The organism is Sphaerisporangium album (genome assembly GCF_003323745.1).
GTDB lineage: Bacteria > Actinomycetota > Actinomycetes > Streptosporangiales > Streptosporangiaceae > Sphaerisporangium > Sphaerisporangium album.
The window spans coordinates 184,541-199,815 of sequence record NZ_QOIL01000001.1 but is presented as its reverse complement, the minus strand read 5'-3'; the positions used below and the strand labels follow the sequence as shown (position 1 = coordinate 199,815).

The window sequence follows — 15,275 nt, the reverse complement described above, 5'->3', positions numbered from 1 at the left end:
TTCGTGCGGTTCGCGGTGGTTTATCACAGTGATATCTGTTCGTGCATCGGCGTGAAACATTTAACCCCATATGTTTTGCGTCATGCCAGATCAGAACGTGGCGGTACGGCTGCGCGGCCTGCGCAAGAGCTTCGGCCCCGTCGAAGCCGTCGCCGGCGTCGACCTCGACATCGCCGACGGCGAGTTCTTCGCCATGCTCGGCCCGTCGGGGTCGGGCAAGACCACCGTCCTGCGCATGATCGCGGGCTTCGAGACCCCCACCGCGGGCACGGTCGAGCTCGGCGGGCGCGACGTGACCCGCCTGGCGCCGTTCGAGCGCGACGTCAACACCGTCTTCCAGGACTACGCGCTGTTCCCGCACATGAGCGTGCGGGAGAACGTGGAGTACGGCCTGCGGGTGAAGAAGGTCCCGAGGGCCGAGCGGCGCGAGCGCGCGGCCGAGGCCCTGCGGTCGGTGCGGCTCGCGGGGTTCGAGCAGCGCAGGCCCGCCCAGCTGTCGGGAGGGCAGCGTCAGCGCGTCGCCCTGGCCCGCGCCCTGGTCAACCGGCCGCGGGTGCTGCTGCTGGACGAGCCGCTCGGCGCCCTGGACCTCAAGCTGCGCGAGGAGATGCAGGTCGAGCTGAAGGAGCTCCAGCGCCGGGTCGGCATCACCTTCCTGTTCGTCACCCACGACCAGGAGGAGGCGCTGACGATGAGCGACCGCGTCGCCGTCTTCGACCAGGGCCGGATCGAGCAGGTGGGCACGCCCGCCGAGGTCTACGAGCGCCCCTCGACCGTGTTCGTCGCCGGCTTCGTCGGCACGTCCAACCTGATCTCCGGCGAGGCGGCCGAGGCCGTGCTCGGCAGGCCGGGCACCTTCAGCGTGCGCCCGGAGAAGCTGCGTCTGGTGCTCGACCTGGACGCGCCCGTGGGGGACGGCGACCACAGCGCCACCGGCCGGATCGCCGAGGTGGTGTACGCGGGCGCGGCGACCCGCTTTGTCGTCGACCTCGACGCCGGGCCCCGGATCGTCGTCCTGCAGCAGAACCTCCAGGTCTCGTCCATGGACGTGACCGGCCTGCGCGAGACCCGCGTCCGCCTCGTCTGGGACCGGCGCCACGAGTTCTCCGTCGCCTCATGAGAGGCCGTTCCGTGCGACTCGAGGGCACCCAGAACCGCCGCGCCGAAGGCGCGGCCATGAACAAAGGAGTACTCATGCGGAGCACGCGACTCGTGATCGTCACGGCCGCGCTGGCGCTGGCGGCCGCCGCCTGCGGTGGCGGCTCGACCGGCGGCTCGACCGGCGCCACCGCCGCCCCCGGCCAGAGCGGATTCACCCCGCCCAGGCTCTCGGCCCCGGCGAGCCTCGGGGCGGCCGAGGGCCAGGTCAACCTGGTCGCCTGGGCCGGGTACGCCGAGGACGGCTCCAACGACCCCAAGGTCGACTGGGTGCACCCGTTCGAGCAGGCCTCCGGCTGCAAGGTCAACACCAAGACCGCCGGCACCTCCGACGAGATGTTCAACCTGATGAAGACCGGCGAGTACGACGCCGTGTCCGCCTCGGGCGACGCCTCGCTGCGCCTGATCGCCTCGGGCACGGTGGCGCCGGTCAACACCGATCTGGTGCCGAACTACGCGAACGTCTTCGACGGCCTGAAGATGAAGCCGTGGAACTCCGTCAACGGAGTCGCCTACGGCGTGCCGCACGGCCGGGGCGCCAACCTGCTCATGTGGCGCACCGACAAGGTCACCCCGGCGCCGGACTCCTGGGGAGTGGTGTTCGACCCGGCGTCGCCGTACAAGGGAAAGCTGACGGCGTACGACTCCCCCATCTACATCGCGGACGCGGCGCTGTACCTCATGGCGACCAAGCCCGACCTCGGCATCAAGGACCCCTACGCGCTCGACGACACGCAGTTCCAGGCGGCGGTCGACCTGCTGAAGCAGCAGAAGCAGAACATCGGCGAGTACTGGTCGGACTACACCAAGGCGGTGCAGGCGTTCAAGAGCGGCGACACCGTGGCGGGCACGACCTGGCAGGTCATCGCCAACCTGGTGCAGGCCGACAAGGCGCCCGTCGAGGCGGTCCTGCCCAAGGAGGGCGCCACCGGCTGGTCGGACACCTGGATGGTCGCCGCCGAGGCCAAGCACCCGAACTGCGCCTACAAGTGGCTGGACTGGATCATCTCGCCGAAGGCGAACGCCCAGGTCGCCGAATGGTTCGGCGAGGCGCCCTCCAACAAGGAGGCGTGCGCGCAGACGTCCGACAAGAAGTTCTGTGACACCTTCCACGCCACCGACGAGGCCTACTTCGAGAAGGTCCACTTCTGGACCACGCCGATCGCCCAGTGCCTGGACGGCCGCACGGACGTCAAGTGCAAGGACTACGCGGAGTGGACCCGGGCCTGGACGGAGATCAAGGGTTGAGCACCGCCGCCGCGTCCCCGCCGGGGACTCCCCGGCGGGCGGGCCTGCGCCGCGGGCTCGCCGCCGGGCTGCACCGGCACGCGGGGGCGCGGCTGGCGCTCCTGCTGTCGGCGCCGCTCGCCTGGCTGGGCGTCGCCTATCTGGGCGCGCTGGCCGCGCTGCTGGTGACCGCGTTCTGGTCCACCGACTCCTTCACCGGCGAGTTGGTGAGGACGTTCACGTGGGCCAACTTCCAGGACGTGCTCACCGTCGACGTCTACCGGACGGTCGCGCTGCGCTCGCTCGGCGTGGCCGTGGCCGTGACGCTGATCGACGTGGTCATCGCCTTCCCGATGGCGTTCGCGATGGCCAAGCTGGCCTCGCCGCGCGCCCAGCGGTGGCTGGTCATCGCGGTGCTGACCCCGCTGTGGGCGTCCTACCTGGTCAAGGCGTACGCCTGGCGGGTGATGCTGTCGTCCGACGGCCTGCTCGGCTGGGGGTACGGGCTGCCGGCGACGATCGCGACCCTGGCGTACCTGTGGCTGCCGTACATGATCCTGCCGATCTACGCGGGGCTGGAGCGCCTGCCGAACTCGCTGCTGGACGCGGCGGGCGACCTCGGCGCGCGGGGTCCGCGGACGTTCCGCACGGTGGTGTGGCCGCTGACGTTCCCCGCCGTGGTCGCGGGCTCGGTGTTCACGTTCTCGCTGTCGCTCGGCGACTACATCGCGGTCAAGATCGTCGGCGGTAGGAGCCAGCTCATCGGCAACGTCGTGTACGACAACATCGGCGCCGCGGGCAACCTGCCGTTCGCGGCGGCCGTGGCGGCGATCCCCGTCCTGATCATGCTCGTGTACCTGGCGGCGGTGCGCCGCACCGGAGCCCTGGACAACCTTTGACCCCGGCGATCGTTCCCGCCCGCCCTGGGAGGCCCTCGTGAACCTGTCCCGCCCGGCGCGGCTGGCGCTGCGCCTCGCCCTGGTGCTCGGCCTCGGCGTGATCTACGTGCCGCTCGGCGTCGTGCTGCTGAACAGCTTCAACTCCGACCGCACCTTCGCCTGGCCGCCCGCCGGGTTCACCACCCGCTGGTGGGGCGCCGCCTGGAACTCGGCGGGCGTGCGCGACGCGCTGTGGACGTCGGTGCAGGCGGGCCTCGGCGCGACCGCGATCGCGCTGGTGCTCGGCACGATGGCGGCGTTCGCGGTGCAGCGCTACCGGTTCTTCGGGCGCGACACGGTCTCGCTGCTCATCGTGCTGCCGATCGCGCTGCCGGGCATCGTCACCGGCATCGCGCTCAACAACGCGTTCCGCACGATCCTTGAGCCGTTCGGCGTCGGCCTCGGACTGTTCACGGTGATCGTCGGCCATGCGACGTTCTGCGTGGTGACCGTGCACAACAACGTGCTGGCGCGGCTGCGGCGCATGGGCGCCGGCGCCGAGGAGGCCTCCGCCGACCTCGGGGCGGACACCTTCACGACCTTCCGCCTGGTGACGTTCCCGATGATGCGCTCGGCGCTGCTGGCGGGCGGGCTGCTGGCGTTCGCGCTGTCGTTCGACGAGATCATCGTGACCACGTTCACGGCCGGGGCGGGGGTGAGGACGCTGCCGATCTGGATCTTCGAGAACCTGTTCCGGCCCAACCAGGCGCCGGTGGTCAACGTCGTGGCGGCGGCGCTGATCGTGCTGTCCGTGGTCCCGATCTATCTGGCGCAGCGCCTCTCGGGCACCGCGAGCACGCACTGACCCCAGCCGCTCCAAGCAACATCGCGCAACATATGGGGATAAGCGGAAAACCTCACGCTACGGTCTGGGTTGTCAGCCAACACACGCATCCCAAGAGGTGCCCCATATGCCCTCATCGCGCATAACGGAGGCGAAGGGAATACTCGCCGCACGGCTCCGGGAAATACGCAACGAAGCCAGCCTGACCGGGCGGACGCTGGCGTCCCAGGCGGGCTGGCACTACTCCAAGGTGTCGAAGATCGAGCACGCGGCGCAGATGCCCAACGAGAACGACATCCGGGTGTGGTGCCGGGTCTGCGACGCCGAGGAGTACGTCGTCGACCTGATCGCGGCCGTGCGCAACATCGACTCCATGTACACCGAGTGGCGCCGGCTCGAGGCCACCGGACTGCGGCACGTCCAGGAGTCCTTCCAGCCGCTCTACCGCGAGACCCAGCAGTTCCGGGTGTTCCAGCACTCCGCGGTGCCGGGCCTGCTGCAGACCGCCGGGTACGCCCGCGCCCACCTGCGCACCGTCATCGAGTTCCGCGGCATTCCCGACGACCTCGAGGCGGCGGTCGGCGTCCGCCTGCGGCACCAGGAGGTGCTCGGCGCGGGCGGCAAGCGGTTCATGTTCATCGTCGGGGAGCAGGCGCTGCGCACGCCGGTGTGCGGCCCCGAGGAGATGGCCGCGCAGCTCGCGCGCCTGGTGGACCTGACGATCAACATGCCGCAACTCAGCTTCGGCGTGATTCCTGCGCGCGGGCGCCCGTCGTTGATGCCGCCCGAAAATTTCTGGATATATGACGATAATCAGGTGCGCGTCGATACCATCCCGGGCCAGTACCGCATCAAGACCCCCACCGATGTGGCGTTGTACGAAAGGGCCTTCGCCACCCTCGCCGACGCCGCCGTCTATGGTCAGGCGGCCCGCGACCTCATCAACGCGGCAGCCGGCGAATTAGGAGGAACATGAAGCAACATCGTTGATCTCCGGAGCGCCCGCAGCCTAGCCTCGCATCGAACTCTGTTCCGAACTCCGGACGACCTCAGTCGCGGCGCGGGCCCCGGCCCGCATCGCAGCCCCCCAAGGACGAGCCAGGCGCGGGCCGCCGCGCCGGTGAGGAGTCACCTCGTGCCCGCCCTCCATGTCGAAGCGGCCGCGCTGGTCTGCAGGCGTCCCTCGGCGGAGGTCCGGCGGATCGCCGAGGAGCTCCAGGCGACGCTCGCCCGCCGCGGGATCCCCGCCTACATCTACTACCTGGAGGACGGCCAGGCCGCCGTCTCTCTGTGGCAGGGGCTGCTCGCCCGGGTCGACGGCCGCATCATCTGGTGGACGAGCCCGCATCCGAGCCGCAGGGGCGGCGCCCTGCGGACCTTCGCGGTCTCCCCCGCCACGGCGGCCGTCCGGCTGGCGGACCACTACGCGACGCTGCGCGAGAAGTACGTGCCCCGGCTCTACGCCCATCCCGAGTGACAGAGGGAGGCTCCATGTCGAGCATCGGACAGGTCGCGAGCGCCGCGACGGCCGTCACGGCCGTCGCGCACCTGCAGGCGCTCGGTGATTCGCTCCAAGCCCGCGGCCTGCACGCGCGGGTCGGCGAGACCAGCGGAGGCATCCCGCAGCTCATCGTGGTCAGCACGGTCGTCCCGACGCTGTCGGAGGTCGTGTTCGCCGCCCAGGGCGAGGGCGCCTGGTGGTTCTGGTGGCCGTGGGCCGAGCGCATCGCCCCGGTCGAGGAGCTGACCACCGCCGTCACGCGCATCTGCGGGGTGCTCACCCCCTCACGGCGGTCCTGAAGGGACGGACGTCGGCGCGGCGCCCGTTTTCGCCCGAATAAAACCTACTAAACAAGTAGGTCTTGACGGGAATCGTGGTCTGTGTTGGAGTGGACACATGCAGGCCGAGCTCCGACTGGTGATTCGCGGGCACATCGATCTGTGCCGCGTGTGGTCCTCCTCCTGTCACCGCTGAGGTGACACACGACGGCGTGCCGCCGTCTCCGCGCCCGGGGCTCCTCCCGCCCTCCCGTCGCGAGGCCCTCATGCCCGCCCACGGCCCGCCGCCGACTACCGCACTCTGACACCGGAGCCGAACCAGATCATGGCCATACCCCCCGAAACCGTGCCACCCGCGGCGGCACGCCCCGAGACCATGTCGCCGGCGACGCGACCCGCTCCGCCCGCGCCTCCGCCGGAACCGCCGTCCGCCACCGTCCCGACCGCGGCGGCGCCGGCCGGGACGGACGGCGAAGCGCTCAAGGTCGTCACCGCGCGTCACCCCTGGCGCCTGGTGTCGGCGGTCGCCGTGCTCGTCCTGCTGGCGATGGCCGCCAGCGCCCTGATCACCAACCCCGCGTGGGAGTGGCCGGTCGTGGGCGAGTACCTGTTCGCGCCCTCGATCCTGCGGGCGGTGGCGTTCACGCTGCAGTTGACGGCGCTCGGCATCGTGCTCGGCTTCGTGATCGGCACGGTGGTCGCCCTCATGCGGCTGTCGCGCAACCCGCTGCTCAGCTCGGTCGCCTGGGGCTACACCTGGCTGTTCCGCTCGGTGCCGCTGATCCTGCAGCTGCTGTTCTGGTACAACCTCGCCCTGCTGTACAAGCAGATCTCGTTCGGCGTGCCGTTCGGCCCGTCGTTCTTCTCGATCGGCACGATGGACCTGATCGGGCCGGTCACCGCCGCCGCGATCGGCCTCGCCCTGCACCAGGGCGCCTACGCCGCAGAGATCGTGCGGGCCGGGTTCCTGTCGGTGGACCCTGGCCAGCTGGAGGCCGCCGCCGCGCTCGGGATACCCCGGACCCGCCAGACCTTCAGGATCGTGCTGCCGCAGGCCATGCGGGCGATCGTCCCGACGGCGGGCAACGAGATCATCGGCCTGGTCAAGGGCACCTCGGTCGTCTACATCATGGCGCTGCCCGAGCTGTTCTACCAGGCGCAGGTCATCTACAACCGCAGCGGGCGGGTGATCGCGCTGCTGCTGGTCGCGGCGATCTGGTATCTCATCCTGACCACGGTGCTGTCGATCGGGCAGTACTACCTGGAGCGCCACTACGCCAAGGGGGCCAGCAGGCGGCTGCCCGATACCCCGCTCGCGCGCCTGCGCCGGATCCTCGCCGCGCGCGCCGCGTCGGGTACGCCGGGGATCGGCGGGACGCGATGACCCGGCCGATGGTGGAGCTGCGCGGCGTGCACAAGCGGTTCGGCGCGCTGGAGGTCCTGAACGACGTGAACCTCCGGGTCGGCCCCGGCGAGGTCACCGTGATCATCGGCCCCTCGGGGTCGGGCAAGTCCACCCTGCTGCGCAGCGTCAACCACCTGGAGAAGGTGGACCGCGGCTCCGTCCTCATCGACGGCGAGCTGGTCGGGTACCGCCGCGCCGGGAACCGCCTGCACGAGCTGCCCGAGCGGGAGATCCTGCGCAGGCGCGCCCGGATCGGGTTCGTGTTCCAGAACTTCAACCTCTTCCCGCACCTCACCGTCCGCCAGAACGTCACCGAGGCGCCGCTGTCGGCGCAGCGCCGTCCGCGGGCCGATGTGGAGGAGCTGGCCGCGCGGCTGCTCGACCGCGTGGGACTCGCCGACAAGATCGACGAATACCCCCGGCGCCTGTCCGGGGGCCAGCAGCAGCGCGTCGCCATCGCGCGCGCGCTCGCCCTGGAGCCCAAGGTCGTGCTGTTCGACGAGCCGACCTCCGCGCTGGACCCCGAGCTGGTCGGCGAGGTGCTGGACGTCATGAAGGACCTGGCGCGCAGCGGCACCACGATGATCGTCGTCACCCACGAAGTCGGGTTCGCCCGCGAGGTCGCCGACACCGTGGTCTTCATGGACGCGGGCCGCGTCGTCGAGCAGGGGACGCCCGGCCAGGTGCTGGACGCCCCCCGGCACGAGCGCACCCGCGCATTCCTCAGCAAAGTGCTCTGACAACCCCCGAAAAGGACCAGTGAAATGCCCTCCCTGGCTCTGCGCCCGCTCCCTCGCGCCCTGCGGCCCGCCGCCCTCGGCCTGCTCCCGCTGCTCCTGCTGACCGCCTGCGGATCCGGAGCGGCCACCGGCGACGGCACCCGCGCCGAGGCCGCGGCCCCGGCGGCGGCCGCTACCACCCTCACGATCGACACCAGCCCCGAGCAGAACCGCGTGCGCGCCGAGAAGGCGGCGGACATCGCCGCGAAGGTGCCCGAGGCCGTCCGGACCCGCGGCGAGCTGGTCGTGGGGATCACCGGGGACGGCATCCCGCCGCTGTCCTTCCTCGCCGACGACGACAGCACCGTGATCGGCGTGGAGGCCGACGTCGCCCAGCTCGTCGCCGACGTGCTCGGCCTGAAGCTGCGGCTGGACCGCACCTCGTGGGAGAACCTCTTCCTGTCGGTGAAGTCGGGCAAGGACGACGTCGGGTTCTCCAACATCACCGTCACCGAGGAGCGCAAGGACATCTACGACTTCGCGACCTACCGCGTCGACCAGCTCGCCTGGGAGGTCGCCGCGGACGGGAAGATCACGAAGATCGCGCAGCCGCCGGACATCGCGGGGCTGAAGGTCGCGGTCGGCGCGGGCACCAACCAGGAGAAGATCCTGCTGGACTGGGACGAGCGCAACAAGAAGGCCGGCCTCGCCCCGATCGAGGTGCAGTACTACCAGCGGCCCGCCGACTACTACCTGGCCCTGAAATCCGGCCGCATCGACGCCTACTTCGGCCCGAACCCCACCTCGGCGTACCATGCGGCCGTGAGCGGGGACACCAGGATCGTCGGGACGTTGTCCGGCGCCGGTGAGTCGCTCCAGGGTCTCATCGCCGCCATGACCCAGAAGGGCAACGGGCTCGCGCAGCCGGTCTCCGACGCGCTGAACACCGTCATCCGCAACGGGAAGTACGCCGAGGTGCTCAAGCGCTGGGGGCTGTCGAACGAGGCCATCCCGTCCTCGCAGGTCAACCCTCCGGGCCTGCCGCGCCAGAAGAAATGAGCGTCCATCGCATGACCGCCGAACCGACCGCGCCCACCCGGCCGACCGTGCCGTCCGCGTATCCGGAAACGATCGAGATCCGCCAGGTCAGGGTGAGCGACCCCGCCGCCGCGCCGCTGCTGGCCGGGCTCGACCTGGAGTACCGCACCCGGTACGGGCCGAACGACGAGCTCGGCCGCTACCCGGACGCCGAGTTCGCCCCGCCGGGAGGCGCGTTCCTGATCCTGGTGGAGCGCGGCCGGACGGTGGCCGGGGGCGCGTTCCGCCGCCTCGACGCCGTCACGGCCGAGCTCAAGCGGATCTGGACCGACTCCGGCCAGCGCAGGCGGGGACTCGGACGGCTGGTCGTGCGGGCCCTTGAGGAGGAGGCGGCCCGCCAGGGCTACCGGCGCGTGTACCTCACCACCGGACCCCGCCAGCCGGAGGCCGCCGGGCTGTACCTGCGCGCCGGGTACCGGCCGCTGCACGACCTGTCCGTCCCCGTCGAGACGCTGCACCACCTCGTCTTCGAGAAGGACCTCCCGGCCCGAGGGGGACGGGGTCAGGACGTGCGGGCGCCGGAGGTCCAGGACGCGTAGAGGTCGGCGTACACGCCGTCGTGGCGCAGCAGCTCCTCGTGCGAGCCGTGCTGCACGACGCGGCCGTGCTCGAACACCAGCACCTCGTCGGCCGCCTCGGCGGTGGACAGGCGGTGGGCGATCGACACGGCCGTGCGGCCGCGCGTGACCCCGTCCAGCGCGCGGGCGATCCGGACCTCGGTGGCCGGGTCGACGGCGGAGGTCGCCTCGTCGAGCAGCAGCAGGTCGGGGTCGGCGAGGTAGGCCCGCGCCAGGGCGACGAGCTGGCGCTCCCCCGCCGACAGCGACTCGCCGCGCTGGCCCACCGGCGTCCCCAGGCCCGCGGGCAGGCCCTCCAGCCAGTCGGTGAGGCCCAGCTCGGTAAGGGCGAGCGTGATCTCGGCGTCCGTGGCCGAGGGACGTCCGTAGCGGATGTTGTCGGCCAGCGAGCCATCGAACAGGAACCCGTCCTGCGGCACCATGACGATGCGCTCGCGCAGCGACGAGAAGCGCACCTTGCGCAGGTCCACGCCGTCGACCAGGACGCGCCCGCCGGTCGGGTCCATGAGGCGGGTGAGCAGCTTGGCGAACGTGGTCTTGCCCGACCCGGTCTCGCCGACCACAGCGACGCGCGTGCGGGGCGTGATCTCGACGCTCACGTCGTGCAGCACGGGCGGGCCGCCGGGGTAGGCGAAGCCGACGTTCTGGAAGGTGACGGTGATCGCGCCGCGCGGCAGGACGACGCCCGCCTCGCCCGGGTCGGCCACGTCCGCCGGCGTGTCGAGGACGCCGAGGACGCGGCGCCAGCCGGCGATGGCGTTCTGCGCGTCGTTGAGCACTTCGGTGGCGGTCTGCAGCGGGCTGATGAACAGCGTGATCAGGAACAGGAAGGCGATGAGCTTGCCCGCCGAGATCGTGCCGCCGACGCCGAGGTGGACGCCGAGCACGACCACGCCGGCGATGGCGACCGCGCCCGCCAGCTCGGTGATCGGGAACGTGGTCGCGACGATCTTCTGCGCCCGGGTCTGGGCCTTCCGGTGGGCGTCGACCGCCGCGTCGATCCGCCGGGCGGTGCGCTCCTCCGAGCCGTACGCGCGGATCACCGCGCTGCCGACCACCGTCTCGCTGACCGCGGCCAGCATGTCCCCGGTGCGTTCGCGGACGCCGGTGTAGGCGCGGGCCACCCAGCGCTGGAACCGCGGCAGCACGATCAGCAGCGGCACGAAGCAGGCCCAGACGAGCAGGGCCAGCTGCCAGGAGTAGACGGCCATCAGCACGCTGGCGATGAGCAGCTGACCCAGCGAGACGATGACCATGAGGCCGCCCCACTGCATGAACGTGCTGATCTGGTCGACGTCGCTGGTGACCCGGGACACCAGCGCACCGCGCCGCTCCGTGTTCTGCGTGAGCACCGACAGGTCGTGGACGTGCCGAAAGCCCTTGCCCCTGAGCGAGGCAAGGCCGGACTCGGTCGACCGGTAGAGCCGGACGTTCATCAGGTAGCCGCACACCGCGGTCAGCACCACGGCGACGGCGCACAGCGCGACGGCGTTCCTGATGAACGGCAGGTCAGGCGTCGCGCCCCTCAGACCGCGGTCGATGACCTGCTGAATCGCGATGGGCACGATGATCTTGCCGAGCGTGGCGAACACGGCCAGCGTCAGCGTCACCGGCAGCCCGACCTTGAACTCCGGCGACAGCGCGAACCCGCGCCGGAACGTCGACAGCGCCGAGCGCTCGTTCACCGACAGCGTCATGCGACGATCTCCTCACCGGCGTCCAGCGCCGTGCGCTCGGCTTCCTCGCGTTCGTAGGCCGTCACCAGGTTGCGGTATCCCTGGCAGCGGCCGAGGAGCTCGTGGTGGGTGCCGCGGTCGGCGACCCGGCCGTGTTCGAGGTAGACCACCTCGTCCGCCAGCGCGATCGTCGCCATCCGGTAGGCGACCACGATCACCGTCGACTCCGGCGAGCCCTCACGCAGGCCGAACAGGATCCTGCCCTCGACCTGCGCGTCCACGCTGGAGGTGGCGTCGTCCAGGATCAGCAGCCGCGGGTCGCGCACCAGTGCCCTGGCCAGCGCGAGCCGCTGCCGCTGGCCGCCCGACAGGGTCGCGCCGCGCTCGCCGACCCGCGTGTCGATGCCCTTGGGCAGCGCGCTGACGAACCCCTCGGCCTGGGCCAGGCGCAGCGCCGCCCAGATCTTCTCGTCCGGCACGGCGTGCACGCCGTCCTCGCCGAGCGTCAGGTTGCCGCGGACGGTGTCGTCGAACAGGAACGTCTGCTGCGGCACCAGCGAGACGGCGGAGCTCAGCCGCCCCGCCGCGAGGTCGCGCAGGTCGACGCCGTCGATGCGGACCGCGCCCTCGTCGGGGTCGACCAGCCGGACCAGGAGCTGGGTGAGCGTGGACTTGCCCGACCCTGTGGGCCCGACGATCGCGACCGTGCGGCCGGGCCGCACGTCGAAGCCGATCCCGGACAGCACCGGCGCGCCGGGGGTGTAGCCGTAGGTCAGGTCGCGCACCTCCACCCGGGCCGGGCCGGTCTCGGGCAGACGCTCGCGGCCGTACTCCATCGAGCCGGTGGCGTCCAGCACGGCGCGCACCCGCGTCCAGCCCGAGACGCTGCGGGGCAGCTCTGCCAGCACCCAGCCGAGCGCGCGGACCGGGAAGGCCAGCAGCGTGAACAGGTAGGACACCTGGATCAGCTCGCCCGGGGACACCCCGCCCGCCTGGAGCCGGACCGACCCGAACAGCAGCACGGCCAGCACGCCCAGCGTGGGCAGCGCCTCCAGCAGGGGGTCGAACAGGCCGCGCACCCGTCCCACGGCGATGTTGGCGTCCCTGAGCCGGTCGGCCCTGGCCTGGAAGCGGGCGGCCTCGGTGTCCTCCCTGCCCAGCGTCTTGACGACCAGCGCGCCGTCGAAGCTCTCGTGCGCGATCTCGCTGACCTCGGCGCGAAGCTGCTGTGAGCGCATCATCAGCGGCGACAGCCGGCGCTGGTACACGAAGTTCAGCACGGCGATGGCCGGGAAGATCAGGAAGCCGACCACGGCGAGCAGCGGGTCCACCAGCAGGATCGCGACCGCGGCGGTGACCAGCATGACCACCACGCCGACGGCCATGGGCAGCGGCGCGAGCGGGGCCCACGCGGCCTCGACGTCGGAGCTGGCGTTCGACAGCAGCTGGCCGGTGGGGTGGCGATGGTGCCAGGCGAGGGGAAGCCGCAGGTACTGGCGGGTGACGGCGCGCCGCGAATAAGCCTGCATGCGGTACTGCATGATGCCCGCGAGCAGCCTGCGCCCGATCACGCCCGCCGCCTTCAGGACGGCCACGCCGACGATCAGCAGGGCGGCGGTGAGCAGCGCCCCGGTGCTCGCCTTGCCGTCGCGGAAGGCGGGGAGCACGGCGTTCTCCGTGGCCAGGCCGAGCGCCCACGACGAGCCGACCGTCATGATCCCGTAGACGCAGCTGGCGAGCACAGCGCCCGCGAACACGCGCGGCTCCGTCCTGATGGCGTGGCCGAGGACACGGAAGCCCTGGCGCATGACGGTCGGGGTGGAGTCGCGCTCGCTCGGCACGCCGGGGGTCCTCTCGAACGGGGGCCCGCCTTGGGGAAGACGGGGGGCTTTCACGGGGAGGCGTTGGGAGATGCCTGACTAAATCCCTATCATCCGCGGCAACCTGTTTATTCCCCCCTCCCGCGCCCGACCGGCCGCACACGCCGATGAGTAGGGTGACCAGGGTGACGCACGCACGCGCCGAGCGCGCCGCCCTCTGTGACCTCCTCGACGACCTGGGTCCCGACGCGCCCACCCTGTGCGAGGGCTGGACCACCGCCGACCTCGCCGCCCACCTCGTGCTCCGCGAGCGGCGGCTCGACGCGGCGGGCGGCATCGCCATCCCCGCCCTGGCCGGGTACACCGCGTCCGTTCAGGACCGCATCAAGTCCGGCAGGAGCTATCGGGAGGTGGTGGACGCCGTGCGCCAGGGCCCGCCCAAGTGGACGCCGTACGGCTTCATCCCCGGGCTGGACAACACGGTCAACACGCTGGAGTTCCTGGTCCACCACGAGGACGTGCGACGGGCCCAGCCGGGCTGGGAGCCGCGCGAGCTGCCGGACGATCTGTCCGAGACCGTGTGGAAGCGGCTCGCGAGCGGCGGCCGGTTCATGTTCCGCCGCGCACCGGTCGGTGTGGTGCTGCGCCACACCGACGGCCGCCGGGCCGGGGCCAAGATGGCCGAGCCCCACGTGGTCGTCACCGGCGACCCGGCCGAACTGCTGATGTACGCCTTCGGCCGCCAGGCCCACGCCCGCGTCACCTGCGAGGGCGACCCCATGTCCATCGCCCGCCTGAACGCCGCCCAACTCGGCGCCTGACCCGTTCGGGGCTCCGACTCCAAGGCGCCCCGAACCGCCGAGCGGAGCGCGGCCATAGGCACCGCCACGCCTGAGGCGCGGCAATAGGCACCCGCGAATAACCGGTTTTAGGCCACAGCGGACATGCCGCAGTTATGATCACTGTGGGGTCGTTCCATGACCGATTGCGGAGATCAGGCCTTTCGGCCCCCGGGTAGGACCTCGTCACCGGACCCGCGGGAGGCAACCGATGAAGACCAAAAAGGTGCTCTTGTACCTTGCCGTTGCCTTCGTGGTCTTCTACATGTACTCCCGGCCCGCCGAGGCCGCGACCGCCGTGAAGGGCATCTTCAACGGCGTCAGCTCCGGCGCCTCCCAGCTCGCGCTGTTCTTCACGCGCCTGCTCGGCTGACTCTGCTCGGCTGCCCCCGCTCAATGCCTGCCGGGCCGGGCGGGGATCAAGGCCGGGAGCGGACTTCTTCCCGGCCACCCGGATCCCTAGCGGACGGGGTGCCCCGCCTCGCGCAGCGTCCCCTTGACGTCGCCGATCGTGAGCTGGCCGAAGTGGAAGACGCTGGCGGCCAGCACCGCGTCCGCGCCCGCCTCCACCGCCGGCGGGAAGTCCTCCAGCGCCCCCGCGCCCCCGCTCGCGATGACCGGGACGGTGACGGCCGCGCGCACGGCCCGGATCATCTCCAGGTCGTAGCCGTCCTTGGTGCCGTCGCCGTCCATGGAGTTCAACAGGATCTCGCCGACGCCCAGGTCCTGGCCGCGGCGTGCCCACTCGACCGCGTCGATGCCCGTGCCGCGGCGCCCGCCGTGCGTCGTCACCTCGAACCCCGAGGGCGTCGGCGGGCCGTCCACCACGCGCCGCGCGTCGACCGACAGCACGACGCACTGCGCGCCGAACCGGCGCGACGCCTCGGTGAGCAGCTCGGGCCGGGCGATGGCGGCGGTGTTCAGCGACACCTTGTCCGCGCCCGCGCGCAGCAGGCGGTCGACGTCGTCCACCGAGCGCACCCCCCCGCCGACGGTCAGCGGGATGAAGACCTGCTCGGCTGTGCGGCGGACCACGTCGAACATGGTCTGCCGGTCGCCCGAGGAGGCGGTGATGTCCAGGAACGTGAGCTCGTCGGCGCCCTCGGCGTCGTAGCGCCGGGCCAGCTCGACGGGGTCGCCCGCGTCCCGCAGGTTCTCGAAGTTGACGCCCTTGACCACCCGCCCCGCGTCCACGTCCAGGCAGGGGATCACGCGCACGGCGACGCTCACGACGACGGCCCCTCCCCCGGGCCG

Annotated in this window: 16 protein-coding genes; 13 read left to right on the top strand and 3 right to left on the bottom strand. The window is 71.4% G+C overall.

The annotated features are described in order from the left end of the window. Positions 1–82: 82 nt before the first annotated feature. The 11 genes from DQ384_RS00855 (at position 83) to DQ384_RS00805 (ending at position 9,647) form a co-directional block, all read left to right on the top strand. Entirely contained in the window at positions 83–1,120 is a 1,038-nt protein-coding gene (locus tag DQ384_RS00855; RefSeq protein WP_147268592.1) for an ABC transporter ATP-binding protein, read from the top strand. A gap of 74 nt (positions 1,121–1,194) precedes the next feature. Continuing rightward, positions 1,195–2,406, top strand: a complete 1,212-nt coding sequence (locus DQ384_RS00850) for an ABC transporter substrate-binding protein (protein WP_114027022.1) — start codon at positions 1,195–1,197, stop codon at positions 2,404–2,406. Continuing rightward, entirely contained in the window at positions 2,403–3,284 is an 882-nt protein-coding gene (locus DQ384_RS00845) for an ABC transporter permease (RefSeq protein ID WP_220182713.1), read from the top strand. Before DQ384_RS00850 ends, DQ384_RS00845 begins: the two co-directional genes overlap by 4 nt. Positions 3,285–3,321: 37 nt before the next feature. Beyond that, a complete protein-coding gene (locus DQ384_RS00840; protein WP_114026697.1) occupies positions 3,322–4,128 on the top strand; it encodes an ABC transporter permease in 807 nt (268 codons plus the stop codon). 106 nt (positions 4,129–4,234) lie between these two features. Beyond that, on the top strand, positions 4,235–5,083 hold the full coding sequence (locus tag DQ384_RS00835; RefSeq protein ID WP_114026696.1) for a helix-turn-helix domain-containing protein: 849 nt from the start codon (positions 4,235–4,237) through the stop codon (positions 5,081–5,083). Between the two features lie 159 nt (positions 5,084–5,242). Further along, entirely contained in the window at positions 5,243–5,584 is a 342-nt protein-coding gene (locus DQ384_RS00830; RefSeq protein WP_114026695.1) for a hypothetical protein, read from the top strand. A 14-nt stretch (positions 5,585–5,598) separates the two neighbouring features. After that, positions 5,599–5,907: a hypothetical protein gene (locus DQ384_RS00825; RefSeq protein WP_114026694.1), complete on the top strand. Its 309-nt coding sequence runs from the start codon at positions 5,599–5,601 to the stop codon at positions 5,905–5,907. A gap of 304 nt (positions 5,908–6,211) precedes the next feature. Beyond that, the gene (locus DQ384_RS00820) at positions 6,212–7,270 is read left to right on the top strand and encodes an amino acid ABC transporter permease (protein WP_245966160.1); all 1,059 of its coding nucleotides are present in this window, start codon (positions 6,212–6,214) and stop codon (positions 7,268–7,270) included. After that, positions 7,267–8,031, top strand: coding sequence for an amino acid ABC transporter ATP-binding protein (locus tag DQ384_RS00815; protein WP_114026692.1), 765 nt, complete (start codon positions 7,267–7,269; stop codon positions 8,029–8,031). Before DQ384_RS00820 ends, DQ384_RS00815 begins: the two co-directional genes overlap by 4 nt. Before the next feature lie 24 nt (positions 8,032–8,055). After that, positions 8,056–9,069, top strand: coding sequence for an ABC transporter substrate-binding protein (locus tag DQ384_RS00810; RefSeq protein ID WP_114026691.1), 1,014 nt, complete (start codon positions 8,056–8,058; stop codon positions 9,067–9,069). Between the two features lie 11 nt (positions 9,070–9,080). Beyond that, on the top strand, positions 9,081–9,647 hold the full coding sequence (locus DQ384_RS00805; RefSeq protein ID WP_114026690.1) for a GNAT family N-acetyltransferase: 567 nt from the start codon (positions 9,081–9,083) through the stop codon (positions 9,645–9,647). On the opposite strand, the gene DQ384_RS00800 is transcribed toward DQ384_RS00805, so the two are convergent. Together DQ384_RS00800 and DQ384_RS00795 are read right to left on the bottom strand one after the other, a co-directional pair. Further along, entirely contained in the window at positions 9,611–11,383 is a 1,773-nt protein-coding gene (locus DQ384_RS00800; RefSeq protein WP_114026689.1) for an ABC transporter ATP-binding protein, read from the bottom strand. The genes DQ384_RS00805 and DQ384_RS00800 overlap by 37 nt on opposite strands. Then, positions 11,380–13,170 carry an ABC transporter ATP-binding protein gene (locus DQ384_RS00795; protein WP_114027020.1) on the bottom strand — a complete coding sequence of 597 codons (1,791 nt, stop codon included), beginning with the start codon at positions 13,168–13,170 and terminating at the stop codon, positions 11,380–11,382. Before DQ384_RS00795 ends, DQ384_RS00800 begins: the two co-directional genes overlap by 4 nt. Positions 13,171–13,367: 197 nt before the next feature. Here DQ384_RS00795 and DQ384_RS00790 point away from each other — a divergent pair, with 197 nt between their 5' ends. Beyond that, positions 13,368–14,003 carry a TIGR03085 family metal-binding protein gene (locus DQ384_RS00790; RefSeq protein ID WP_220182712.1) on the top strand — a complete coding sequence of 212 codons (636 nt, stop codon included), beginning with the start codon at positions 13,368–13,370 and terminating at the stop codon, positions 14,001–14,003. A gap of 229 nt (positions 14,004–14,232) precedes the next feature. Then, positions 14,233–14,394: a hypothetical protein gene (locus DQ384_RS40860; RefSeq protein ID WP_181870955.1), complete on the top strand. Its 162-nt coding sequence runs from the start codon at positions 14,233–14,235 to the stop codon at positions 14,392–14,394. Between the two features lie 86 nt (positions 14,395–14,480). Here DQ384_RS40860 and hisF read toward each other — a convergent pair whose 3' ends face one another. Then, complete coding sequence (hisF, locus tag DQ384_RS00785) at positions 14,481–15,251, bottom strand: imidazole glycerol phosphate synthase subunit HisF (protein WP_114026687.1); 771 nt, start codon at positions 15,249–15,251, stop codon at positions 14,481–14,483. Positions 15,252–15,275 lie beyond the last annotated feature (24 nt).

What these genes read in the sequence shown, in the direction of transcription:
- DQ384_RS00855 (WP_147268592.1), top strand. Translation starts at nt 83, where the DNA reads ATGCCAGATCAGAACGTGGCGGTACGGCTGCGCGGCCTGCGCAAGAGC.
- DQ384_RS00850 (WP_114027022.1), top strand. Translation starts at nt 1,195, where the DNA reads ATGCGGAGCACGCGACTCGTGATCGTCACGGCCGCGCTGGCGCTGGCG.
- DQ384_RS00835 (WP_114026696.1), top strand. Translation starts at nt 4,235, where the DNA reads ATGCCCTCATCGCGCATAACGGAGGCGAAGGGAATACTCGCCGCACGG.
- DQ384_RS00825 (WP_114026694.1), top strand. Translation starts at nt 5,599, where the DNA reads ATGTCGAGCATCGGACAGGTCGCGAGCGCCGCGACGGCCGTCACGGCC.
- DQ384_RS00820 (WP_245966160.1), top strand. Translation starts at nt 6,212, where the DNA reads ATGGCCATACCCCCCGAAACCGTGCCACCCGCGGCGGCACGCCCCGAG.
- DQ384_RS00815 (WP_114026692.1), top strand. Translation starts at nt 7,267, where the DNA reads ATGACCCGGCCGATGGTGGAGCTGCGCGGCGTGCACAAGCGGTTCGGC.
- DQ384_RS00810 (WP_114026691.1), top strand. Translation starts at nt 8,056, where the DNA reads ATGCCCTCCCTGGCTCTGCGCCCGCTCCCTCGCGCCCTGCGGCCCGCC.
- DQ384_RS00805 (WP_114026690.1), top strand. Translation starts at nt 9,081, where the DNA reads ATGACCGCCGAACCGACCGCGCCCACCCGGCCGACCGTGCCGTCCGCG.
- DQ384_RS00800 (WP_114026689.1), bottom strand. Translation starts at nt 11,383, where the DNA reads ATGACGCTGTCGGTGAACGAGCGCTCGGCGCTGTCGACGTTCCGGCGC.
- DQ384_RS00795 (WP_114027020.1), bottom strand. Translation starts at nt 13,170, where the DNA reads ATGCGCCAGGGCTTCCGTGTCCTCGGCCACGCCATCAGGACGGAGCCG.
- DQ384_RS40860 (WP_181870955.1), top strand. Translation starts at nt 14,233, where the DNA reads ATGAAGACCAAAAAGGTGCTCTTGTACCTTGCCGTTGCCTTCGTGGTC.